The following is a 21,726-nucleotide window of genomic DNA, read 5'->3' as shown; positions in this document are numbered from 1 at the left end:
AGTCTACGTGGCCCCAAGAGTGCCCACGACGGCAGTGCCCGGAGGCGAGGTGTCACGAGCGGGTGGCGGCCTGCTCCAGGACACGCTGTGCCTCGACCCGGTCCTTGGCGCGACGGCGGTCCTCGAGGACGGAGGTCCAGGCGTTGCGGCGGGCGGTGCGCTGGCCGCCGCTCATGAGCAGGGACTCGACGGCGCGGAGCGCGTCGGTGAAGGACGGGATGGCGGTGGCGCGAACGGGCGCGGCCTGCATGGTGGAGGTCCCCCTCAGCGGCTTCGGGTACGGGTGTACGTGGCGTGATACCAGGGTCACTGTTCGGTGTTACCAGGGTGTGACCGACCGGTCAAACGCCAATGAAGCCTTGATGGGGTGGGGATGGAACTTGACGCGACCCTGACGAGGTCCCTCATCTGCGAGGACGGTCAGGGCCGCGTCTTCCCGGTCATTACTGGCCGGTAATAACTCGTGCGCGAATTCACACGCTTGTCCCGCGCCCGTATGGCGCAAGGGTGGTGACGATGTGTCAGACGGCCTGGCCGGCGATGAGGGCGCCGTCCTGCTGCGGAGCGGCTGATCCGCGCTGTTCCACTGCCATCTGGTAGAGCCGCCCGGCGCGGTAGGAGGACCGGACCAGCGGGCCGGACATCACGCCGGAGAAGCCGATCTGCTCGGCCTCCTCCTTCAGCTCCACGAACTCGTGCGGCTTGACCCAGCGCTCCACGGGGTGGTGACGCACGGAGGGGCGCAGGTACTGGGTGATCGTGATGAGCTCACAGCCCGCGTCGTGCAGCTGACCGAGCGCCTCGCTGACCTCCTCGCGGGTCTCGCCCATGCCGAGGATCAGGTTCGACTTGGTGACCAGGCCGTAGTCGCGCGCGGCGGTGATGACCTGCAGCGAGCGCTCGTAGCGGAAGCCGGGGCGGATCCGCTTGAAGATCCGGGGCACCGTCTCGACGTTGTGCGCGAAGACCTCGGGACGGGAGGCGAAGACCTCCTCCAGCAGTTCGGGGACCGCGTTGAAGTCGGGGGCCAGGAGCTCGACCTTGGTACGGCCGGCCGCACGCTCCGCCGTCTGCTGGTGGATCTGGCGCACGGTCTCGGCGTACAGCCAGGCGCCGCCGTCCTCCAGGTCGTCGCGGGCGACGCCGGTGATGGTGGCGTAGTTGAGGTCCATGGTGACCACGGACTCGCCGACGCGGCGGGGCTCGTCGCGGTCGAGGGCCTCGGGCTTGCCGGTGTCGATCTGGCAGAAGTCACAGCGCCGGGTGCACTGGTCGCCGCCGATGAGGAAGGTCGCCTCGCGGTCCTCCCAGCACTCGTAGATGTTCGGGCAGCCGGCTTCCTGGCAGACCGTGTGCAGACCCTCGCTCTTGACGAGCTTCTGCATCTCCGTGTACTCGGGGCCCATTTTCGCCCGGGTCTTGATCCACTCGGGCTTGCGCTCGATGGGGGTCTGGCTGTTGCGGACCTCCAGGCGCAGCATCTTGCGTCCGTCGGGGGTGACTGCGGACACGACCGGCTCCCTGTAGCTTCGATTCTTCGGCGTACACCAGGGTACGCCCGTGCTTGTTGGGGCTTTCCCGCGAGGCCAACCTCACCTCGGCGGGGTCCATTCCCGAGGTCAGGCAGTCGCCTTCTCGATCACCCGCGGCTTGAGCTCGGCATTCTCGAGGATGTCCTTCAGGTGTCGTTCGGCCGTCGGCAGGACCTCCTCGACCGTGATGTCCCGGCCCAGCTCGTTGGCGAGGGAGGTGACACCCGCGTCCCGGATGCCGCACGGGATGATCCGGTCGAACCAGGCGTTGTCCGGGTTCACGTTGAAGGAGAAGCCGTGCATCGTGACGCCCTTGGCGACGCGGATGCCGATCTGCGCGATCTTCCGGTCCTCGCGCCGCTGTCCGGCGTTGGAGGGCGCGTACTCCGGCCCGTTCAGCCGGGGGTCGAACTGGTCGTCGGTCAGCCGCGGGTCGAAGTCCAGGGAGAGCCCGCCGAGCGTCGGCCGCTGCTCGACCGGGTCTCCGAGGATCCACACGCCGCTGCGGCCTTCGACCCGAGTGGTCTCCAGGCCGAACTCCGCGCACGTGCGGATCAGCGCCTCCTCCAGGCGCCGTACGTGCGCGACCACGTCCACCGGGCGCGGGAGCTTCTGGATGGGGTAGCCGACGAGCTGTCCGGGGCCGTGCCAGGTGATCTTGCCGCCGCGGTCCACGTCGACGACCGGTGTGCCGTCGAGCGGGCGCTCGCTGTCCTCGGTGCGGCGGCCCGCCGTGTAGACCGGCGGGTGTTCGAGCAGCAGCACGGTGTCGGGAACCTCGTCGGCGAACCGCGCCGCGTGCACCCGGCGCTGCTCGTCCCACGCCTCCTGGTACTCGACGGCCTGTGCGCCGAACCCCATGCGGACGAACCGCAACTCACTCACGGCAAGCGCCTCCCTCGGCGATGGGTGTGTCAGGCATGTAATGCGCCCGAGCCACTGTACGTCCGGCCGGATCGCGTCAGCCTCGGGGGCAATCCTCACACGATCGGATGAATGAACTTCGAAGTGTGCGATCGACTGCTCACTCTCCGCTACATTCGCGCCGTTCACGAGGCCATAAGGGCTGCTCACAGGCAATCCGGGCACCACGCGGTCTCGCGTGAAGGCCCGAAGGCAGGAGACCGCACCGCAGATGACGGAACGACCCGCGCAGCGCACGCCCAACCGACAGCTCGCCGCGCTCATCGCAGAAGCGGGATTCTCCAACGCAGGTCTGGCCCGACGCGTCGATCAGCTCGGCCTCGAACACGGGCTGGATCTCAGATACGACAAGACATCCGTGACCCGGTGGCTGCGCGGGCAGCAGCCCCGGGGCACCACGCCCGCGCTCATCGCCGAGGTCTTCACGCGCCGGCTCGGGCGCCGGCTCACGGCGCAGGACCTCGGCCTGGACGCCTGTGCGCCGGTGTACGCCGGGCTGGAGTTCGCGGCCACCCCCGAGGAGGCCATCGACATTGTCAGCGGGCTGTGGCGCAAGGACTCCGGCAGCCACGCCGAGCTGCGCAAGATCGCGTTCACCCCGGCGGGCCTGGTCGTGCCCAGCCGGGACTGGCTGATCGGCCGGGCCGACGACAGGGTGGCCCGCGGCGAGCCGATGCCCAAGCTGCCCGCCCAGGGGCGGCCCGTCGTCCCCCGCCCGCGCGGCCCCGAGCGCGGCCCCGGCCAGAAGGTCACCGGCGGCGACATCGCCGCGCTGCGCTCGGTCGGAGAGCTCTTCCGCACCCTCGACGACGCCTACGGCGGCGGTCACGCCCGCCAGGCACTCGTGCGCTACCTGGAGCACGAGTGCGAGCCGATGCTGCGCGGCACCTACGGCGAGCAGACCGGCCGCCGCCTGTTCGCGGCGGCCGCCGACCTGACCCGGCTCGCCGGCTGGACCTCGTACGACATCGCCGCGCACGGACTGGCCCAGCGCTACTTCGTCCAGGCGCTGCGCCTCGCCCAGGCGGCGGGGGACCGGACGTACGGTTCCTACGTGCTGGTCACCATGAGCCGGCAGGCGGTCTACCTCGGACACGGCCGCGAGGCCGTCCAGCTGGCACGCGTGGCACAGCAGGGAGTCGGGACCACCGCCCCGCCGGTCGTGCAGGCGCTGCTGCACTCCGCGGAAGCCCGCGCGCACGGCGTACTCGGCGAGGTGCGGGCCTGCACGGCCGCGCTGGTTCGCGCGGAGCGCTCCCTGGAGGCGGCCCGGCCCGGGGACGAGGTGCCGTACTGGGCGCGCTTCTTCGACGAGGCGCAGCTCGCCGACGAGTTCGGGCACTGCCACCGGGATCTGCAGCAGTTCCGCGCCTCCGCGCAGCACGCGGAACGCTCTCTGCAACTGCGCGCCCCCACGTTCGCCCGCAGCCGCCTCTTCTGCCGTGTCGTCCTCGCCACCGCCCGCCTCGGCCTCGGCGAACTCGACCAGGCCTGCGCGCTGGGCGCGGAGGCCGCCGGGCAGGCGGTGGAGATGCGCTCCGTACGGGCGCTCGAATACGTCAAGGACTTCGAGCGCCGTCTGGAGCCCTACAAGGACGCGGCGCCGGTGCGGGGCTACCGGGACAGGGTGGCGGCTCTCGGGTGAATGTCGGCCGAGCGGCGCTTCCCGTGTCGGCCGGGCGGCACTCACCCGTCTTGGCTCAGCGGGTCCGGCGAAGTCCCGTGCGGTTCGGCAGCGCCCTGAAGGGGCGCGGGGTGCTGTCGACATGCGGCTCCGCCGCGATGGGGGTCCCCCTGTTCGAGCGAAGCCGAGAACTTGGGGGAGCGACCAGCCACGACGGAGCCGCGGACGACACACCGGACTTGCAGCGGAGCGTTCAGGCTGCCCGTTTCCGTTCAGGCGGCCCGTTTCATCGTCGGCAGCGGGTCCGCCCGGTGCATCGAGCCCGCCGCGCCCAGGTCCGCCAGGATCGCCGCCGCGGCCCGGTGGGCCGAGTGCAGGGCGCCCTGGACGGTGCTGGTGTCGCGGTGGTCGCCGCACACGTACAGGCCCGCCAGGAGCCGTACCGGGCGGCGCAGGTCGTGCGGCGGGCGCATTGCGGGAACGGCCTCGGCGGTGTGGTGCACGGCGAGGGTCTCCCAACGGCGGGTCGAGGTGCCGTACAGCCGTGACAGGTGCATGCGTACGGCCGTGTCGACGCCCTCGGGGGGAGTGCCCAGGACGGTCGACGAGACGAGCGCCCGGCCCGCGGGCGCGCGGCTCGGGTCGACGGCGCTGACCACCGCGCTGTGTGCGACCGGGCCGCCGCGGTCGGCGTCGAGCAGCAGCGAGGCGCCGGTGACCGGGGGCTCGTCGGTCGTGTGGTGCACCACCGTCACCGGGTGGAAGTCCGGCACCCGCAGACCGGGCAGCAGCTCGGCCGCGGCCCGCGCGTCGGTGGCCAGCAGCACGGCACGGCAGCGGATCTCGCCGTGGTCGGCGGTTGTCACCGAGGTCGTCGAGACGGAGGTGACCCGGACCCCGGTGTGCACGGTGCCGGGCGGCAGTGCGCGGGCGAGCAGCTCCGGCAGCGCCTCGGCGCCGCCCTCGGGCACACAGAGCCGTCCGCTCGCGAAGGCGCGCAGCGCGAGGTCGGCGCACCGGCTGGACGTCCGCAGCTCCGGGTCGCACAGCAGGGCGGCGAGCAGCGGGCGCAGGAAACCGCCGATGGTGCGGGCGGGCACCCCACGGACCGCGAGCGCCTGCGCGGCGGGCAGTTCGGGGCGGGCCAGGATGCGCTCGACGGGCGTACCGGCGATCCGGGCGAGCGCCACGCCGAGCCGGGCCTGGTCGACGGCACCGCCCATCGGCGCGCCCGCGCGCACGGGCGACGCGGCCGAACTCCTGGGAGCGCTCGCCAGGGCGCGCACCGCGTGGAGTGCGCCCCTTGCGCTCCCTCCGCCCGCCGGGGCGCCCACGCGGTGCCGGCGTCCGTCGTGGTGCAGCAGGACGCCTGGGGCGAAGGGGCGCAGGACGAGGGCGTCGAGCCCTGGTGTCAGGCGTAGCTCGGGATAGGAGGTGGACAGGAGCTGTCCGATCCGGTCGAGCCGGAAGCCGTCGACCTTCTCCGTCGACATGCGGCCGCCCACGTAAGGGGCGGCCTCTAGGACTGCGGTCGTTACGCCGACGCTGGTCAGCCGATGAGCCGCCGACAGTCCGGCGATTCCTGCTCCCACGATGACGACGTCCGCCTGGTACACGGGCTCAAGCACGAGGCCCCTCCTCGATTTTGCGCGGCCGGTGGAGACGTCATGCCCCCAACTGGCTCCAGGGATACCCGAGTTCGGGTCGAGGTTAGGGCCGCGAATTGTCAAGGACAGTCGCGCACCGACAGAGCACGGTCGCACGACGGTCGCATGCGGTCATCTCCGTGCTATCCCAGGGCCGCCCGGATCGCATCCTCGATGCCGGGGAAAGCGAACTCGAAGCCCGACTCCAACAGCCGCTTCGGCAGCACCCGCTGGCTGCCGAGCACCTCCGAGGCCATCTCGCCCAGCACGGTGCGCAGCACCGGTGCCGGGACCGGGAAGACGGCCGGCCGGTGCAGCACCCGCCCCATCGCCGCCGTGATCTCACGGTTCGTCAGGGGGTGCGGGGCGGTCAGGTTGAACGGGCCGGACAGGCCGTCGCTGTCGATGAGATGGCGGATCGCGGCCACCTCGTCGTGCAGCGCGATGAACGACCAGTACTGCCGCCCGTCTCCCATCCGGCCGCCCAGCCCGGCCCTGAACAGCGGGAACAGCCGCCCCCAGGCACCGCCCTCACGGGCCACCACCAGCCCGGTGCGGGCGAACACGGTCCGTACGCCCGCCTCCTGCGCGGGCGCCGTCGCCTCCTCCCACTCCACGCACAGCGAGGGCAGGAAACCGTCCCCGGGCGGCGTCCGCTCGTCGACGGCACGGTCCCCGGTGTCGCCGTAGACCCCGATCGCGCTGCCGCTGACGAAGACGCGCGGCGGTTCGTCCAGCGACGCGACGGCCTCCGCCAGCGCCGCCGTGCCCAGCACCCGGCTGTCCCTGATCTTCCGCTTGTACGCGTCCGTCCAGCGCTGGTCGCCGATCCCGGCGCCCGCGAGATTGACCACGGCGTCACAGCCGACGAGCCCCGCCGCGTCCACGTACTGCCCCTCCGGGTCCCAGCAGACCTCGCCGGCGCCCCGGGACGCACGACGGACCAGACGCACCACCTCGTGTCCGTCCGCGGCCAGGGACCGCACCAGAGCGCTGCCGATGAGACCGGATGCGCCGGTCACCGCGATTCGCGATCGTTCCATGAACTCATCCTGCACCGTCGCCTCTAAGGTGGCCGTCATGCCGGATCCCTACATACGCTTCGCCCTGCCCGACGACGACGAGGAGTTGACCATCCTCGACAAGACCACCTGGTCGCCCGTGCACGAGGTGATGCCCCAGCCGCAGCCGCCGTACGGCCCCTTCTTCAGCGAGCGCCACACCCCCGAGGACACGCTGGTCGCCGAACTCGACCGCCGCATCGTCGGCTACGTCAAAATCGGCTTCCCGACCCCGCTCGCCTCGAACGCCCACGTACGGCAGATCCAGGGGCTGGCCGTCCACGAGGACGCCCGCGGCAGGGGCGTGGGCCGCGCGCTGGTCCGCGCCGCCGTCGAGGAGGCCCGGCGCCGCGGCGCCCGCCGCATCACGCTGCGCGTCCTGGGCCACAACGCCCCCGCGCGGGCGCTCTACGAGTCGGTGGGGTTCGTGGTCGAAGGGGTGCTGCCGGAGGAGTTCCTGGTGGCCGGGGAGTATGTGGACGACGTGTTCATGGGGCGCCCGCTCTGACGAGCCCTGCTCCGCCCTACTCAGTGATCAGGTCCCCGGTGTCCACCGGCGTGGTCGCCGTCGCCCCGCGCGCCGCGTCGGCGGCCACCTCGTCCACTGTCAGGACGTAGCCCGTCTCATTGTCGGAGGTGGAGCGGGCGAAGACCATGCCGTACACCCGGCCGTCGGTGGTCAGCAGCGGGCCGCCGGAGTTGCCGGGGCGGACCGTCGAGCGGATCGAGTAGATCTCGCGGGTGACCATGCTGTCGTTGTAGATGTTCTGGCCCGTCGCCCGCACCCGGTTCGCCACCGTGGCCGCCTGCAGATTCAGGTCGCCGTCCTGCGGATAGCCCGCGACCACCGCCGAGTCCCCGCGCGACGCGTCGTCGTCGAACCGCAGCACCGGGGCGGTCAGGCCGGGCACGTACAGCACGGCCACGTCCCGCTTCGGGTCGAAGAGCACCACCTGGGCCTCGTACGACCGGCCGACACCGCCGATGCGCACGCTCGGGCTGTCGATTCCGGCCACCACATGGGCGTTGGTCAGCACGTGCTCCGACGCGTACACGAAGCCGCTGCCCTCGCGGCCCTGGTCGCCGGAGGAGCCCTCGATCTTCACCGTGCTCCTCGTGGCGGCGTTCGTCGCGCTGGCCGTGACACTGTCGCCGGAGGGCGCGGCGACCTCCGCGGTCGACTCGTTCTCGAACGGGTTGAAGACCTGCGGGAAGCCCGCCTCCGTGAGGGCGGACGTGGCACGCGAGAACCACGAGGGCGTGGTGTCCGGCATCGCGTCCTGCACCGCGCCCAGCAGCGTCGAGTCCCGGATCGCCGTCGTCACCATCGGGGACGAGGAGGCGCCGAGGACGCTCGCGGCCACCCATGCCACGATCAGCACGGCGAGCGAGTTGGCCGCCGCCCCGCCTATCCCGTCCGCCACCCGCAGACCGTCCCGGCCGCTACGGTCCAGCTCGCGCCGCAGCCGCAGCGCCAGCCGCCCCGCGAGCTCGTGCCCCACCACCCCCGGGACCAGCACCGTCAGTACCGCGGTCACCGTGGCCGCCGTCGTACCCCGCGTGACCAGATCCATCACCCACGGCAGGACCCACACCCCGATCACCGCGCCGCCGACGAACCCGGCCAGCGACACACAGCCGGCCACCAGCCCACGCCGGTAACCGGACGCCGCATAGACGAGGATCATCAGCACAATCAGCAGGTCGAGCAGGTCCACGGAGCCGCCTTTCTCTCGGACCCCTTATTACGAGCGGGACGGGCCCAGTGATCAGTCACGCGCACGTGACACCCGGAAACCGGCCACGCGCACGTGTACCTCCGAAAACGTCTCGGACCATGACGATGGTTCCACCAGGTGGCACACCACACGTCGCGGGCGAAGCGGATCACCACCACAGTGGGACCCATGCGTTTTCTGCGAAGAGCGCGGGGCCCGTGGAGGCGGTACGCCGTGCGCGCCGTGCGCCTGCCCGGCCCGGCCCTCGTGGCGCTCGGCTGCCTGCCCGGCCTCGCCGCCGTCCTCGCGCTGGTGCTGTGCGCAAGCGGCGTCGACCGCCCGGTCGCCCTGGCCCGGCCCGCACAGCCCGCGGCGGCCAGCCCGGCGGCGGCGCCGCACCGCGCGGCCAAGCCCCGCATCGTGCCGCGGACGGCCTGGCTGGACGACACCACGTCCCACACCCAGCCGCCTCCGCGCTACGACGACAGGGTCGTCGCCGTCTTCGTCCACCACACCGACTCGCCCAACGGCTATGCCTGCTCCGACGCGCCCCGCATCATCCGCCATCTGTACGCGGGCCAGACCGGCGGCCGCAGCTGGGACGACATCGGCTACAACTTCCTCGTCGACCGCTGCGGCACGATCTACGAGGGCCGTGCGGGCGGTGTGGACCGCGCCGTCACCGGCGCCCACGCCCAGGGCTTCAACCACCGCACCTCGGGCATCGCCGCCATCGGCACCTTCACCGCCGGAGTGCCCGTGCCGCGCGCGATGACCGACGCGATCGCCGCCCTCGCCGCATGGAAGCTCGGCTCCGCCGGCGTCGACCCGCGCTCCTACGTCCAGCTGGTCTCCAGCAACAGCCTCAGCCGCTACGCGGTCGGCACCACCGCCACCCTGCCCGCCCTCTCGGGTCACCAGGACGGATACATGACCAACTGTCCGGGAGCGGCCCTGACCGCCAAGCTTCCGGAGCTGAGGGAGGCGGCGGCACGCCTGCAGGGCAGGACACCTGCCGGAACACTCGCCGAAAAGCCCGCGGGAAAGGCCGCGGGAAAGCCCGCGGGAAAGGCCGAGGGAAAGCCCCCCGGGACAGCCACCGCGACGCCCACAGGAACGCCATAGGCTGCACGCAGGTCCCTCAGATCCCCGCGTTCTACGGTCAAGGCAACACAAGCCGACTGGAGGTGGGGATCATGAACAGCAGTCGTCCGGAAACCACGGAGAACACCGGCTGGGCCAAGGCCGTGAGCAGCCCCTGGGCCGTCGTCTGCGCCGTCGCCACGGTGATCCTCGGACCGGCCGCGGTCACCGCGTCCGCGCTCGACCAGGCCAACAAGGCGCCCCTCCACCACGCGGTGCGGGCCGAGCAGACGCAGGTGTACATCCCCGCGGACACCGGCCGCCGGCGCACGGCGGCCTGACACTCACCCGCGCAGGACGCTCACTCCCTGAACCGGTCCCACAGTCTGGGGTACCGCTCCGCGAGCGCCCCCTCGTTCTCGAAGTCGACGGGCGCGCCCTCCGGTTCCGAGGGCGCGGGCGCGATGCCCAGGTCCGGGGCGACCGTCCCGGTGAGCTGCTCGTACGCCTCGTCCGCGGCGTAGCCCAGCTCCTCGCCGTCGCCGTCGATCTCCTCGTCGAACTCGTCCAGGAGTTCGGCCAGCGCGTCCGGGTCGTGCACGGCGCCCTCGAAGACGTCGCGGCCCTGCCCGATCAGCCAGCACCGGAAGAAGTCGAAGGCGTCGTCGCTCGCTCCGTCGAGCAGCACCCAGGCGGCGCCCCACAGTTCCCAGCGGTACGCCCGGTTGTAGCGGGACTCGAAGTGACGGGCGAAGTCCAGGACCGACTCCGGGTCCAGCTGGAGCAGCCGCTCCACGAGCAGGTCGGCCTGCTCCTCCGGGTCGCCCTCGGCGGCCTCGCGGGCGGCGTCCACCAGGTCCCAGAACTCCGACTCTTCCATCACGGGTCAAGCATCGGGCCTGGGCGGGTGGGGCGCACGTGGAGTGTGGCGGATTGTTATCGGCGGTAGAGCTCCGCCAGTCGCGCCGCGTCCCGGGCGAGTTGCTCCCGCAGGCTCTCCGGCGCCAGCACCTCGGCCTCCGGCCCGAGCGCCGTGAGCTGGGTGTGCGCGACCTCCTCGGACTCCACCGGAAGCGTCGCGGTCACCCACCCGTCGCCGTCCGCCTCGCCCGCGGTCTCCAGCGCCTCACGCGCGGAGACGGGATCGACGGCGTACGCCAGCCTCCGCGCGCCCTCCGGGGACAGCCGTACTACGACCTCGTCCCGCAGGATCGACCGCGCGAACGTTTCTGCCTGCGCGGCCCAGAAGCCGGGCAGGTCGAACTCCTCGTCACGGACGAAGCGGGTGTCGTGGGCGGTGACGGCGGTGATCCGGTCGATGCGATAGGTCCGGAAGCCACCGGTGACGCCCGCGCCGCGGCCCCGGACACCGCTCGCGCCGCCCGCGTCGGCGAGGCCGCCCGCGCCGCTCATGCCGCCGGCGCCGTCCGCCTCCCGTGTGCCGGTCGTACTGTCCGTGTCGCCCTGGCCGGTCAGGCCGCCCGCGCCGTCCGCGTCGCCCGGACGCCCCGCGCCGCGCAGGCCGTGCACGTCAGTCGCGTCGCTCGCCCTGTGTGTGCCGGTCGCGTTGTTCGCGCCGTCCGGCGCCAGGACCCGTGCGCACAGGTACCAGACGCCCGCCTTCAGTACGAGTCCGTACGGTTCGAGGGTCCGCTCCACCTCGGCCTGCCCGCGCCGGTAGCGGGCCGTGACACCGCGGTCGTCCCACACCGCCTCGGCGATCGCGGGCAGCAGCGCGGGCGTCTCCGGCTCCCGGAACCAGGCGGGCGCGTCCAGATGGAACCGCTGCGCCGCCGTGCGGGACGCGTCGCTCAAGGAAGGCAGGAGGGCCGCCGACACCTTCAGCCGGGCCGCGGAGGCGGCGTCCTCCAGCCCCATCTCCCGCAGTGCTTCCGGCACTCCGCTCAGGAACAGGGCTTCCGCCTCGCTCCGGGCGAGCCCCGTCAGCCGGGTCCGGTACCCGCCGATCAGCCGGTACCCGCCGGCCCGCCCCCGGTCCGCGTACACCGGCACCCCCGCCTCCGACAGCGCCTGCGCGTCCCGCGTCACCGTCCGCTCCGACACCTCCAGCTCCCGCGCCAGCTCGGCGGCGGTCATCGAGGGCCGGGACTGAAGGAGGAGCACCATCTTGATCAGCCGGGCAGCGCGCATACGGCCATGATGCCGGGCCCCACCGACAGCGAAGGGGTACGGCAGTCGCCGCACCCCTTCACCGAACCGGACGAAGAACCCAGCCCTTACAGGCCGTACTTCTCCCGCGCTTCCTTCACCGCGGTCGCCCTGACCTCGCCCCGCTTCGCCAGCTGGGCCAGGGCCGCAACGACGATCGACTGGGCGTCGACGCCGAAGTGGCGGCGGGCGGCGTCACGGGTGTCCGACAGGCCGAAGCCGTCGGCGCCCAGCGAGGACCAGTCCTGCTCGACCCACTGCGCGATCTGGTCCGGAACCTGGCGCATGTAGTCGGACACCGCGAGGACCGGGCCCTCGGCGCCCTGCAGCGCCTGCCGGACGAACGGCACCCGCTCCTCGCCGCGCAGGAGGGCGGCGTCCGCCTCCAGCGCGTCGCGGCGCAGCTCGGTCCAGGACGTCGCGGACCACACGTCGGCCGCGACACCCCACTCCTCGGCGAGGAGCTTCTGCGCCTCCAGGGCCCAGTGGATCGCCGTGCCGGAGCCCAGCAGCTGGATGCGGGGGGCGTTGGCGACCGGGGCGAGGCCCGCCGACTCCGCCGTGTTGAAGCGGTACAGACCCTTGAGGACGCCCTCGTCGATGCCGAGGCCGGACGGCTTCGCGGGCTGCGGCAGCGGCTCGTTGTAGACCGTCAGGTAGTAGAAGACGTTCTGGTCCTCGCCCGGGGCCGCCTCGCCGTACATGCGGCGCAGACCGTCCTTCACGATGACCGCGATCTCGTACGCGAACGCAGGGTCGTAGGTGAGGGCCGCGGGGTTCGTCGCCGCGATCACCGGCGAGTGGCCGTCCGCGTGCTGCAGGCCCTCGCCCGTCAGCGTCGTACGGCCCGCCGTCGCGCCGACGAGGAAGCCGCGGCCGAGCTGGTCGCCGAGCTGCCACATCTGGTCGGCCGTGCGCTGCCAGCCGAACATCGAGTAGAAGATGTAGAAGGGGATCATCGCCTCGCCGTGCGTCGCGTACGCGGTCGACGCGGCGATGAAGTCGGCCATCGAACCGGCCTCGGTGATCCCCTCGTTGAGGATCTGGCCGTTCTTGGCCTCCTTGTAGTACATCAGCTGGTCGCGGTCGACCGGCTCGTACGTCTGGCCCTTGGGGGAGTAGATCCCGAGGGACGGGAACAGCGACTCCATGCCGAAGGTGCGCGCCTCGTCCGGGACGATCGGCACCCAGCGCCTGCCGGTCTCCTTGTCGCGCACCAGGTCCTTGACCAGGCGGACGAAGGCCATGGTGGTGGCCACGTTCTGGGAGCCGGAGCCCTTGTCGAAGGAGGCGAACGCCTTCTCGGCCGGGGCCGGCAGCGGGGCGAGCGGGTGGACCCGGCGGGCCGGGGCCAGGCCGCCGAGGGCCGCGCGGCGCTCCTGGAGGTAGCGGACCTCGGGAGCGTCGGCGCCCGGGTGGCCGTAGGGGACCACGCCGTCGGCGAACGCGGCGTCGGAGATCGGCAGCTCCAGCAGGTCGCGCATCGTCTTGAACTCGTCCACCGTCAGCTTCTTCATCTGGTGGTTGGCGTTCTTCGACGCGAAGCCCTCACCGAGGGTGTGACCCTTGACCGTCTGGGCCAGGATCACGGTCGGCGCGCCCTTGTGCTCGACGGCGGCCTTGTACGCGGCGTACACCTTGCGGGCCTCGTGACCACCGCGGGAGAGGTGGAAGCACTCCAGGATCTTGTCGTCGCTCAGCAGCTTCGCCATCTCGGCGAGCGCCGGGTCGGCGCCGAAGAAGTCCTGGCGGATGTAGGCGGCGTCGCGGGTCTGGTACGTCTGCACCTGGGCGTCCGGCACCTGGCGCAGGCGGCGTACGAGCGCGCCCGTGGTGTCGAGTGCGAACAGCTCGTCCCACGCCGTGCCCCACAGCGTCTTGACGACGTTCCAGCCGGCGCCCCGGAACTGGGCCTCCAGCTCCTGAACGATCTTGAAGTTGGCGCGGACCGGGCCGTCGAGGCGCTGCAGGTTGCAGTTGATGACGAAGGTGAGGTTGTCCAGTTCCTCACGCGCGGCGAGCGCAAGTGCCGCCGTCGACTCGGGCTCGTCCATCTCGCCGTCGCCGAGGAAGGCCCAGACGTGCGAGGACGAGACGTCCTTGATGCCGCGGCCGGTGAGGTAGCGGTTGAAGCGCGCCTGGTAGATGGCGGAGAGCGGGCCGAGGCCCATCGACACCGTCGGGAACTCCCACAGCCAGGGGAGGCGGCGCGGGTGCGGGTACGACGGCAGGCCGTTGCCGCCGGCCTCCTGGCGGAAGTTGTCCAGGTGGGCCTCGGTGAGGCGGCCGTCGAGGAAGGCGCGGGCGTAGATGCCGGGGGAGGCGTGGCCCTGGATGTAGAGCTGGTCGCCCGAGCCGTCGGCCTCCTTGCCCTTGAAGAAGTGGTTGAAGCCGGTCTCGTACAGCCAGGCCGCCGAGGCGAAGGTGGCGATGTGGCCGCCGACGCCGTGCTTGCTGCCCCGGGTCACCATCGCGGCCGCGTTCCAGCGGTTCCACGCGGTGATCTTCCGCTCCATCTCCTCGTCACCGGGCGCGGACGGCTCGGCGGCGGTCGGGATGGTGTTGACGTAGTCGGTCTCAAGGAGTTTCGGCAGCGTGATGCCGCCCGCCTCCGCACGCTCCAGCGTGCGGCGCATCAGGTACGCGGCACGGTGCGGCCCGGCCTCCCTGGCCACGGCGTCCAGTGAGGCCTGCCATTCGGCGGTCTCCTCCGGGTCGCGGTCCGGGAGCTGGTCGAGCTCGCTCGGCTGGATGGCGTAGGGGTCGGTCATGTCGCCGCCTTCCTCAGTCGAAGGGGGTTCCCTCATCGGTAAGGGTTGGGGGGTTGCCCTTGGTCTTTGGCAGGACAGGGCAGACGGACTTCGGTGGAAGTCCGTCGGCGACTGTAACTCCCTGATCGATGATCGATCAAAGGGTTGAGGGCCAAAACTTCTCGATTTCGAGAAAGTCGGCACGGGGTGCCTCCGGTGGTGGCACCGGGTGACGCGATCGGCCGGGGTTTGCGCAGGTGAGGCGGTGTTTTGAGCGGGGGTGCGCTCTGCTGTTCGGGGGCAGGTCACCGGTGAGGGAAGGTCACCGGCGTGCCGGATTCCTCAAGCCCGGGGTGCACAACCGAGTACGTGGGCCTTCACGATGTCGGCGATCCGTGGGTCACGGCGGCGGAACGCCGCCAGCAGCTCCTCGTGCTCCTCCGCGTACGACTGCTGCACCGTGCCCAGCCAGCGGATCGACAGGGCCGTGAAGACCTCGATGCCCAGGCCCTCCCAGGTGTGCAGCAGGACCGAGTTGTCCGCCGCGCGGACCAGCTCACGGTGGAAGCCGACCGTGTGGCGGACCTGGGCCGTGCCGTCGGCCTTGCGGTCGGCCTCGTAGAGGGCCGCCACATGGGGCTCCAGGGCCGAGCAGTCCTCCGCGAGGCGGTCCGCCGCCAGCTCCGCGGCGATCGCCTCCAGGCCGGCCCGCACGGGGTAGCTCTCCTCCAGGTCGGCCGCCGTCAGGTTCCGCACCCGTACGCCCTTGTTCGGCGCCGATTCGATCAGCCGCAGCGACTCCAGCTCGCGCAGCGCCTCCCGCACCGGGGTCTGGCTGACCTCCAGCTCGGTCGCGATCCGGCGCTCCACGATCCGCTCGCCCGGCTTCCAGCGCCCGCTGACGATTCCCTCCACGATGTGCTCGCGGATCTGTTCGCGCAGCGAGTGGACGACGGGCGCGGTCATGAGAGCTCCTTAAGGGCGTTTGACGTTTAGACAATAAGGCCGCAGACCCGTTCGGGAGGGGCGCACGGGGGCGCTTTTCATGCAGGTGAGACGAGGCTTACACGCTCCCAGCAGGATGACTTCTGTCAAGACACGGAACTTCGTGGCCCCGAGATGTGTCGCGTTCGGCAGGGGTGCTCGTGAGGAGGCGCCCCTGGGAACGGCAGGGGGACGGCATGAACATCGGGGGACGGCGAGGACTGGGGCGCTGGACGGCAGCGGCAGCCGTGATCGGCGCGCTCGTCGGCGTGACCGGGTGCCAGCAGATGGACACACCGGCGTCGGGCGAGGGGCGGCCGAGCAGCAGCGGCGAAGAGATCACGGGCATGGCGGGTGCCGCCCGGGGCGGTGGCGGGTCCGGTGCCGCCTGTGTCTTCGTCAAGCCGGACGGGGCCCAGAAGTTCGGTCACGTCGGCTGGGGGTTCCGTATCACCGGTACGAGGAACTGGGAGTACGGCGCGGTCGAGAACCCCACCGGCAAGCTGTACACCCCGCCCGGCGGCGACATCGGCGCCTGGCACGCGCAGGGGTCGTACGCCCGCATGCTCAGCGACATGTCCACCGACGCCCACTACCCCGGCAAGTCCACCCACCCGTACAGCCGTTACCGCTGCACCTCGTCCTCGACGAGCGACGTGCGAGCGGCACGGAAGATGATCCGGGCCGTCGAGGGCCGCGGTTTCCTCGTCGGTGTCGATCCGAAGACCGGGGAGCTCACCTCGCGGGACTGCCTCGACGCCACCTATGACGTCCTGGAGGCGTACCGCACCGAGGACCTGACGCCCGCACCTCGCCTCTACATCCCCAATGTGTGGGTGGAGACGCTGGTGACCTGGTCCGACGCGAAGCTGACGCCGAGGTGAGAAACGACGGTGCCCCGCCCGGAGAGACTCCGGGCGGGGCACCGTACGGCACTGACAGGCTTACAGCCCGAGCTCGACCTCGAACTCGCCCGCCTCCAGGATCCCCTTGACCGCCGTCAGGTAACGGGCCGCGTCGGCGCCGTCCACCAGACGGTGGTCGTAGGAGAGGGTCAGGTAGGTCATGTCGCGGACGCCGATGACCGTGCCCTCCTCGGTCTCGATGACCGCCGGACGCTTGACCGTGGCACCGATACCGAGGATCGCGACCTGGCCCGGCGGCACGATGATCGTGTCGAAGAGCGCACCGCGCGAACCGGTGTTGGAGATGGTGAAGGTCGCGCCGGACAGCTCGTCGGGCGTGATCTTGTTGGCGCGGACCTTGCCCGCGAGCTCCGCCGTGGCCTTGGCGATGCCGGCGATGTTGAGGTCGCCCGCGTGCTTGATGACCGGGGTCATCAGGCCCTTCTCGGAGTCCACTGCGATCCCGATGCTCTCGGAGTCGAAGTAGGTGATCGTGCCCTCGGCCTCGTTGATCTTGGCGTTGATGACCGGGTGGGCCTTCAGCGCCTGGGCCGCCGCCTTCACGAAGAACGGCATCGGGGAGAGCTTGACGCCCTCGCGCGCGGCGAACGAGTCCTTGGCCTGGGCGCGCAGGCGCATCAGGCGCGTGACGTCGACCTCGACGACCGACGACAGCTGGGCCTGCTCGTGCAGCGCCTTGACCATGTTGTCGCCGATGACCTTGCGGATGCGGGGCATCTTGACGGTCTGGCCGCGGAGGGGGGAGACCTCCAGCGTCGGCGCCTTCTTGGCGGTCGGGGCGGCGGCAGCGGCCGGAGCCGGAGCGGCAGCGGCGGCGGCCTTCGCGGCCTCGGCGGCGGCGATGACGTCCTGCTTGCGGATGCGACCGCCGACGCCGGTGCCCTTGACGGAGCCCAGGTCGACGCCGTTCTCGGCGGCGAGCTTGCGCACCAGCGGGGTCACGTACGCGCCCTCGTCCGTGGGCTGCGCGGCGGGTGCCGGAGCGGCCGGGGCGACCGGGGCCGGAGCGACCGGGGCGGGCGCCGGGGCGGCGGCGACCGGAGCCGGGGCGACCGGGGCCGGAGCGACCGGCGCGGGAGCCGGAGCGGCGGGCGCCGGGGCCGGGGCGGCCGGAGCCACGGGGGCGGCCGGAGCGGGAGCGGGGGCAGCGGCGGCGGGCGCCGGAGCCGGAGCGGCGGGGGCCGGGGCAGCGGCCGGAGCCGCACCCGGGGCGCCGATGACGGCCAGCTTGGCGCCGACCTCGGCGGTCTCGTCCTCGCCGACCACGATCTCCAGCAGCACGCCGGAGACGGGCGCCGGGATCTCGGTGTCGACCTTGTCGGTGGAGACCTCGAGCAGCGGCTCGTCGGCCTCGACGGTCTCGCCGACCGACTTCAGCCAGCGGGTGACCGTGCCCTCGGTGACGGACTCACCGAGAGCCGGGAGGACCACGTCCGTGCCCGTGGCGCCACCGGCCGGAGCGGCAACGGGGGCGGCCGGGGCCGGGGCGGCGGGGGCCTCGGCGACGGGTGCGGGGGCCGGGGCCGGAGCCTCGGCGGCTGCCGGGGCCGGGGCGGCGACGGGCGCGCCCGTGCCGTCGTCGATGATGGCCAGCTCGGCGCCGACCTCGACCGTCTCGTCCTCGGCGACCTTGATGGAGGCCAGGATGCCTGCGGCGGGGGAGGGGATCTCGGTGTCGACCTTGTCGGTGGAGACCTCGAGCAGCGGCTCGTCGGCCTCGACGCGCTCGCCCTCGGCCTTCAGCCAGCGGGTGACAGTGCCCTCGGTGACGCTCTCGCCGAGCGCCGGAAGGGTTACGGAAACCGCCATGGTTTCGGTTGCTCCTTAACGGAAGTGCGGAAGTCTGTGTCGTCGCGTTCGTCGACCGAGGGTCAGTCGTGCGAGTGGAGCGGCTTGCCGGCCAGGGCCAGGTGGGCCTCGCCGAGCGCCTCGTTCTGCGTCGGGTGGGCGTGGATGAGCTGGGCGACCTCGGCCGGCAGCGCCTCCCAGTTGTAGATCAGCTGGGCCTCGCCGACCTGCTCGCCCATGCGGTCTCCGACCATGTGGACGCCGACCACGGCACCGTCCTTCACCTGGACGAGCTTGATCTCGCCCGAGGTGTTGAGGATCTTGCTCTTGCCGTTGCCCGCCAGGTTGTACTTCAGAGCGACGACCTTGTCCGCGCCGTAGATCTCCTTGGCCTTGGCCTCGGTGATACCGACGGAGGCGACCTCCGGGTGGCAGTACGTCACCCGCGGGACACCGTCGTAGTCGATCGGGACGGTCTTCAGACCGGCCAGACGCTCCGCCACCAGGATGCCCTCGGCGAAGCCGACGTGCGCGAGCTGGAGCGTCGGGACCAGGTCACCGACGGCGGAGATGGTCGGGACGTTCGTCCGCATGTACTCGTCGACGAGGACGTAACCGCGGTCCATCGCGACGCCCTGCTCCTCGTAGCCCAGGCCCTGGGAGACCGGGCCGCGGCCGACGGCGACGAGGAGGATCTCGGCCTCGAACTCCTTGCCGTCGGCGAGGGTGACCTTGACACCGTCCTGGGTGTACTCCGCCTTCGAGAAGAAGGTGCCCAGGTTGAACTTGATGCCGCGCTTGCGGAAGGCGCGCTCAAGAAGCTTGGAGGAGTTCTCGTCCTCGACGGGGACGAGGTGCTTCAGGCCCTCGATGACCGTGACGTCCGAGCCGAAGGACTTCCACGCCGAGGCGAACTCGACGCCGATGACACCGCCGCCCAGGATGATCGCGGACTTCGGCACCCGGTCCAGGACCAGGGCGTGGTCGGAGGAGATGATGCGGTCGCCGTCGATCACCAGACCCGGCAGCGACTTCGGCACGGAGCCGGTCGCGAGGAGGACGTGGCGGCCCTGGATGCGCTGGCCGTTGACGTCGACGGAGGTCGGGGAGGACAGGCGGCCCTCACCCTCGATGTAGGTCACCTTGCGGGAGGCGATCAGGCCCTGCAGTCCCTTGTACAGGCCGGCGATGACGCCGTCCTTGTACTTGTGGACGGCCGGGACGTCGATGCCCTCGAAGGTGGCCTTGACGCCGAACTGCTCGCTCTCGCGGGCCTGGTCGGCGATCTCGCCCGCGTGCAGCAGGGCCTTGGTGGGGATGCAACCCCGGTGCAGGCAGGTACCGCCGACCTTGTCCTTCTCGATCAGGGCGACGTCGAGGCCCAGCTGGGCGCCGCGCAGGGCCGCGGCGTAACCACCGCTACCACCGCCGAGGATCACTAGGTCGAAAACGGTGCTGGCGTCGTTCGCCACGTCACGTCCTCCATGCATGTGCGCCACGCCGGTCTCCAGTGACCGGTCGGCGGCTGGTGTCCGGCCGCTCTTTCTCGGCCCTGTGATGGGGGCCCTGTCCTGCCGTGCCCCATCTTCGCACTTGTCGGCGGCGGAAGAGACGCCGGGCGGCGCTCTGCGACGTCTGATCCATCACGTCTCGAGGCGGCGGCTAGGACGAACCTGCGGATTTCGTCGAGGGCGAACCCCGGCCGCACAACGAGCGGGGGCCCGGAGGCTCTGCCTCCGGGCCCCCGCTCCGGTGCCGTCAGTCCAGGTCGCCGTCAGTCCAGGTCGCCGTCGGCGCCCAGCTCGGCCAGCCGGACCAGCGTGCGCACCGCCGAGCCCGTACCACCCTTCGGGGTGTAGCCGAAGGGGCCCTGCTCGTTGAAGGCGGGGCCGGCGATGTCGAGGTGGGCCCAGGTGATGCCCTCGCCGACGAACTCGCGCAGGAAGAGGCCGGCCACCAGACCGCCGCCCATCCGCTCGCCCATGTTGGCGATGTCGGCGGTGGGGGACTCCATGCCCTTGCGCAGGTGCTCGGGCAGCGGCATCGGCCACGAGGGCTCGCCGACCTGTTCGGCGGTCTCGTGCACCGTCGTGCGGAACGCGTCGTCGTTGGCCATGACGCCCATGGTCCGGTTGCCGAGCGCCAGCACCATCGCGCCGGTCAGCGTCGCCACGTCCACGATCGCGTCCGGCTTCTCCGCGGAGGCCGCCCACAGCGCGTCGGCGAGGACCAGGCGGCCCTCGGCGTCCGTGTTGAGCACCTCGACGGTCTTGCCGCTGTACATGCGCAGCACGTCACCCGGGCGCACGGCGGTGCCCGACGGCATGTTCTCGGCCAGCGCCAGCCAGCCGGTGACGTTGACCTCCAGGCCCAGGCGCGCGGCCGCGACGACGGCGGCGAACACGGCGGCCGCGCCGCTCATGTCGCACTTCATCGTCTCGTTGTGACCGGCCGGCTTGAGGGAGATGCCGCCCGAGTCGTAGGTGATGCCCTTGCCGACGAAGGCCAGGTGCTTCTTCGCCTTCGAGTTCGTGTACGACAGCTTCACCAGGCGCGGGGCGGCCGCCGAGCCGCCGCCGACGCCCAGGATGCCGCCGTAGCCGCCCTTGGCCAGGGCCTTCTCGTCGAGCACCTGCACCTTGATGCCGTGCTCCTTGCCCGCGGCCTGCGCGATCGCGGCGAAGGCGGCCGGAGTGAGGTCGTTCGGCGGAGTGTTGATCAGGTCCCGGGCGCGGTTGAGCTCCTCGGAGACCGCGGAGGCGCGGGCGAGGGCCGCCTTGTGCGCCGCGTCGCGGGGCTTGCCGCCGAGCAGGGAGGCCTCGGCGAGCGGCGCCCTGCCGTTCTTCGCCTTCGGGTCCTTCCCGTTCTCCTTGTACGCGTCGAAGGAGTAGGCGCCCAGCAGCACACCCTCACCGATCGCGGCGACGGCGTCGGCGTCGGCGACGGGCAGGGCGAAGGCGGCCTTCTTGGTCCCGGCGAGCGCGCGGGCGGCGACACCGGCGGCCCGGCGCAGCGCCTCGGCGTCGTAGGACGCGTCCTTCTCGGGCTCCGCGCCCAGGCCCACTGCGACCACGAGCGGCGCCTTGAAGCCGGCCGGGGAGGGCAGTTTCGTCAGCTCGCCCTCGGCACCGGAGGCGCCGAGGGTCTCCAGGACGTCGGCGAGCCGGCCGTCGTACGCCTTGTCCACGGCCTCGGCGCCCGGCGCGACGACCAGGTCACCCGACCTGGATGCGGTGCCCTTGGCGACACCGATCACGATCGCGTCGGCCCGCAGGCCGGGCGCCGCGGCGGTGCTGAGAGTGAGAGCAGTCACTGTGGTGAAATCTCGCTTCCGATGTGAAGTTGCTGTGGCCGAGCGGGTGGGTCGACCGGGCCCGGGAGCCGACCCCGGGCCGGGGTGCGTCTCAGGCGGGGCCTTCACCCTGTCGGCGAACACCCGGGACGAGCCTACGCGCGTGTGTGCGTTCGCTCATTCCCGCATGCGTCCATCCGTACGTGGTGCCGTGGCCACTTCCCGCCCT

Annotated in this window: 18 protein-coding genes; 5 read left to right on the top strand and 13 right to left on the bottom strand. The window is 71.7% G+C overall.

Features of this window, described 5'->3' with window-relative positions; translation table 11 throughout:
• Positions 1–52: 52 nt before the first annotated feature.
• The 3 genes from ACIPSA_RS01950 to lipB all read right to left on the bottom strand — a co-directional run bounded on the left by ACIPSA_RS01950 (position 53) and on the right by lipB (position 2,417).
• Positions 53–250 (bottom strand): hypothetical protein, encoded by a 198-nt coding sequence (locus ACIPSA_RS01950; protein ID WP_386574392.1) that lies wholly within the window; start codon positions 248–250, stop codon positions 53–55.
• Positions 251–521: 271 nt separating this feature from the next.
• Positions 522–1,511, bottom strand: coding sequence for a lipoyl synthase (gene lipA / locus ACIPSA_RS01945; RefSeq protein WP_402627674.1), 990 nt, complete (start codon positions 1,509–1,511; stop codon positions 522–524).
• Between the two features lie 108 nt (positions 1,512–1,619).
• A complete protein-coding gene (gene lipB / locus ACIPSA_RS01940; RefSeq protein ID WP_402627671.1) occupies positions 1,620–2,417 on the bottom strand; it encodes a lipoyl(octanoyl) transferase LipB in 798 nt (265 codons plus the stop codon).
• A 250-nt stretch (positions 2,418–2,667) separates the two neighbouring features.
• On the opposite strand from lipB, the gene ACIPSA_RS01935 reads away from it, so the two are divergent.
• Complete coding sequence (locus tag ACIPSA_RS01935) at positions 2,668–4,101, top strand: regulator (protein ID WP_402627668.1); 1,434 nt, start codon at positions 2,668–2,670, stop codon at positions 4,099–4,101.
• Positions 4,102–4,352: 251 nt separating this feature from the next.
• On the opposite strand, the gene ACIPSA_RS01930 is transcribed toward ACIPSA_RS01935, so the two are convergent.
• Both ACIPSA_RS01930 and ACIPSA_RS01925 read right to left on the bottom strand, forming a co-directional pair.
• The gene (locus ACIPSA_RS01930; protein ID WP_402627665.1) at positions 4,353–5,708 is read right to left on the bottom strand and encodes an FAD-dependent oxidoreductase; all 1,356 of its coding nucleotides are present in this window, start codon (positions 5,706–5,708) and stop codon (positions 4,353–4,355) included.
• Between the two features lie 161 nt (positions 5,709–5,869).
• The gene (locus ACIPSA_RS01925; protein ID WP_402627663.1) at positions 5,870–6,769 is read right to left on the bottom strand and encodes a TIGR01777 family oxidoreductase; all 900 of its coding nucleotides are present in this window, start codon (positions 6,767–6,769) and stop codon (positions 5,870–5,872) included.
• Positions 6,770–6,806: 37 nt separating this feature from the next.
• On the opposite strand from ACIPSA_RS01925, the gene ACIPSA_RS01920 reads away from it, so the two are divergent.
• Positions 6,807–7,295 (top strand): GNAT family N-acetyltransferase, encoded by a 489-nt coding sequence (locus ACIPSA_RS01920; RefSeq protein ID WP_402627660.1) that lies wholly within the window; start codon positions 6,807–6,809, stop codon positions 7,293–7,295.
• A 16-nt stretch (positions 7,296–7,311) separates the two neighbouring features.
• Here the strand turns inward: ACIPSA_RS01920 and ACIPSA_RS01915 are convergent, their stop codons facing one another.
• Positions 7,312–8,505, bottom strand: coding sequence for a MarP family serine protease (locus tag ACIPSA_RS01915; RefSeq protein ID WP_402627657.1), 1,194 nt, complete (start codon positions 8,503–8,505; stop codon positions 7,312–7,314).
• 267 nt (positions 8,506–8,772) lie between these two features.
• Here ACIPSA_RS01915 and ACIPSA_RS01910 point away from each other — a divergent pair, with 267 nt between their 5' ends.
• Both ACIPSA_RS01910 and ACIPSA_RS01905 read left to right on the top strand, forming a co-directional pair.
• A complete protein-coding gene (locus ACIPSA_RS01910) occupies positions 8,773–9,630 on the top strand; it encodes a peptidoglycan recognition protein (protein ID WP_402629428.1) in 858 nt (285 codons plus the stop codon).
• 71 nt (positions 9,631–9,701) lie between these two features.
• The gene (locus ACIPSA_RS01905) at positions 9,702–9,929 is read left to right on the top strand and encodes a hypothetical protein (RefSeq protein WP_402627654.1); all 228 of its coding nucleotides are present in this window, start codon (positions 9,702–9,704) and stop codon (positions 9,927–9,929) included.
• Between the two features lie 20 nt (positions 9,930–9,949).
• On the opposite strand, the gene ACIPSA_RS01900 is transcribed toward ACIPSA_RS01905, so the two are convergent.
• From ACIPSA_RS01900 to ACIPSA_RS01885, 4 genes are all read right to left on the bottom strand, one after another.
• Complete coding sequence (locus tag ACIPSA_RS01900) at positions 9,950–10,468, bottom strand: DUF4240 domain-containing protein (protein ID WP_402629425.1); 519 nt, start codon at positions 10,466–10,468, stop codon at positions 9,950–9,952.
• Between the two features lie 56 nt (positions 10,469–10,524).
• Positions 10,525–11,739, bottom strand: a complete 1,215-nt coding sequence (locus ACIPSA_RS01895; protein WP_402627652.1) for a helix-turn-helix transcriptional regulator — start codon at positions 11,737–11,739, stop codon at positions 10,525–10,527.
• An 86-nt stretch (positions 11,740–11,825) separates the two neighbouring features.
• Entirely contained in the window at positions 11,826–14,528 is a 2,703-nt protein-coding gene (aceE, locus tag ACIPSA_RS01890; protein ID WP_402627651.1) for a pyruvate dehydrogenase (acetyl-transferring), homodimeric type, read from the bottom strand.
• A gap of 321 nt (positions 14,529–14,849) precedes the next feature.
• Entirely contained in the window at positions 14,850–15,473 is a 624-nt protein-coding gene (locus tag ACIPSA_RS01885; RefSeq protein ID WP_402627649.1) for a GntR family transcriptional regulator, read from the bottom strand.
• A 215-nt stretch (positions 15,474–15,688) separates the two neighbouring features.
• On the opposite strand from ACIPSA_RS01885, the gene ACIPSA_RS01880 reads away from it, so the two are divergent.
• Positions 15,689–16,375, top strand: a complete 687-nt coding sequence (locus ACIPSA_RS01880; RefSeq protein WP_402627648.1) for a hypothetical protein — start codon at positions 15,689–15,691, stop codon at positions 16,373–16,375.
• Positions 16,376–16,435: 60 nt separating this feature from the next.
• On the opposite strand, the gene sucB is transcribed toward ACIPSA_RS01880, so the two are convergent.
• From sucB to ACIPSA_RS01865, 3 genes are all read right to left on the bottom strand, one after another.
• Entirely contained in the window at positions 16,436–18,226 is a 1,791-nt protein-coding gene (sucB, locus tag ACIPSA_RS01875) for a 2-oxoglutarate dehydrogenase, E2 component, dihydrolipoamide succinyltransferase (RefSeq protein ID WP_402627646.1), read from the bottom strand.
• A gap of 62 nt (positions 18,227–18,288) precedes the next feature.
• A complete protein-coding gene (gene lpdA, locus ACIPSA_RS01870; protein WP_402627643.1) occupies positions 18,289–19,677 on the bottom strand; it encodes a dihydrolipoyl dehydrogenase in 1,389 nt (462 codons plus the stop codon).
• Between the two features lie 302 nt (positions 19,678–19,979).
• Positions 19,980–21,518: a leucyl aminopeptidase gene (locus tag ACIPSA_RS01865; RefSeq protein WP_402627641.1), complete on the bottom strand. Its 1,539-nt coding sequence runs from the start codon at positions 21,516–21,518 to the stop codon at positions 19,980–19,982.
• Between the last annotated feature and the right edge of the window lie 208 nt (positions 21,519–21,726).

The sequence above is a fragment of the Streptomyces sp. NPDC086549 genome (assembly GCF_044746205.1).
Lineage (GTDB): Bacteria > Actinomycetota > Actinomycetes > Streptomycetales > Streptomycetaceae > Streptomyces.
Note: the sequence above shows the minus strand (reverse complement) of the source record. Positions and strands in the feature narration are given on the sequence as shown.

What these genes read in the sequence shown, in the direction of transcription:
- ACIPSA_RS01950 (WP_386574392.1), bottom strand. Translation starts at nt 250, where the DNA reads ATGCAGGCCGCGCCCGTTCGCGCCACCGCCATCCCGTCCTTCACCGAC.
- ACIPSA_RS01935 (WP_402627668.1), top strand. Translation starts at nt 2,668, where the DNA reads ATGACGGAACGACCCGCGCAGCGCACGCCCAACCGACAGCTCGCCGCG.
- ACIPSA_RS01925 (WP_402627663.1), bottom strand. Translation starts at nt 6,769, where the DNA reads ATGGAACGATCGCGAATCGCGGTGACCGGCGCATCCGGTCTCATCGGC.
- ACIPSA_RS01920 (WP_402627660.1), top strand. Translation starts at nt 6,807, where the DNA reads ATGCCGGATCCCTACATACGCTTCGCCCTGCCCGACGACGACGAGGAG.
- ACIPSA_RS01905 (WP_402627654.1), top strand. Translation starts at nt 9,702, where the DNA reads ATGAACAGCAGTCGTCCGGAAACCACGGAGAACACCGGCTGGGCCAAG.
- ACIPSA_RS01900 (WP_402629425.1), bottom strand. Translation starts at nt 10,468, where the DNA reads ATGGAAGAGTCGGAGTTCTGGGACCTGGTGGACGCCGCCCGCGAGGCC.
- ACIPSA_RS01895 (WP_402627652.1), bottom strand. Translation starts at nt 11,739, where the DNA reads ATGCGCGCTGCCCGGCTGATCAAGATGGTGCTCCTCCTTCAGTCCCGG.
- aceE (WP_402627651.1), bottom strand. Translation starts at nt 14,528, where the DNA reads ATGACCGACCCCTACGCCATCCAGCCGAGCGAGCTCGACCAGCTCCCG.
- ACIPSA_RS01885 (WP_402627649.1), bottom strand. Translation starts at nt 15,473, where the DNA reads ATGACCGCGCCCGTCGTCCACTCGCTGCGCGAACAGATCCGCGAGCAC.
- ACIPSA_RS01880 (WP_402627648.1), top strand. Translation starts at nt 15,689, where the DNA reads ATGAACATCGGGGGACGGCGAGGACTGGGGCGCTGGACGGCAGCGGCA.
- sucB (WP_402627646.1), bottom strand. Translation starts at nt 18,226, where the DNA reads ATGGCGGTTTCCGTAACCCTTCCGGCGCTCGGCGAGAGCGTCACCGAG.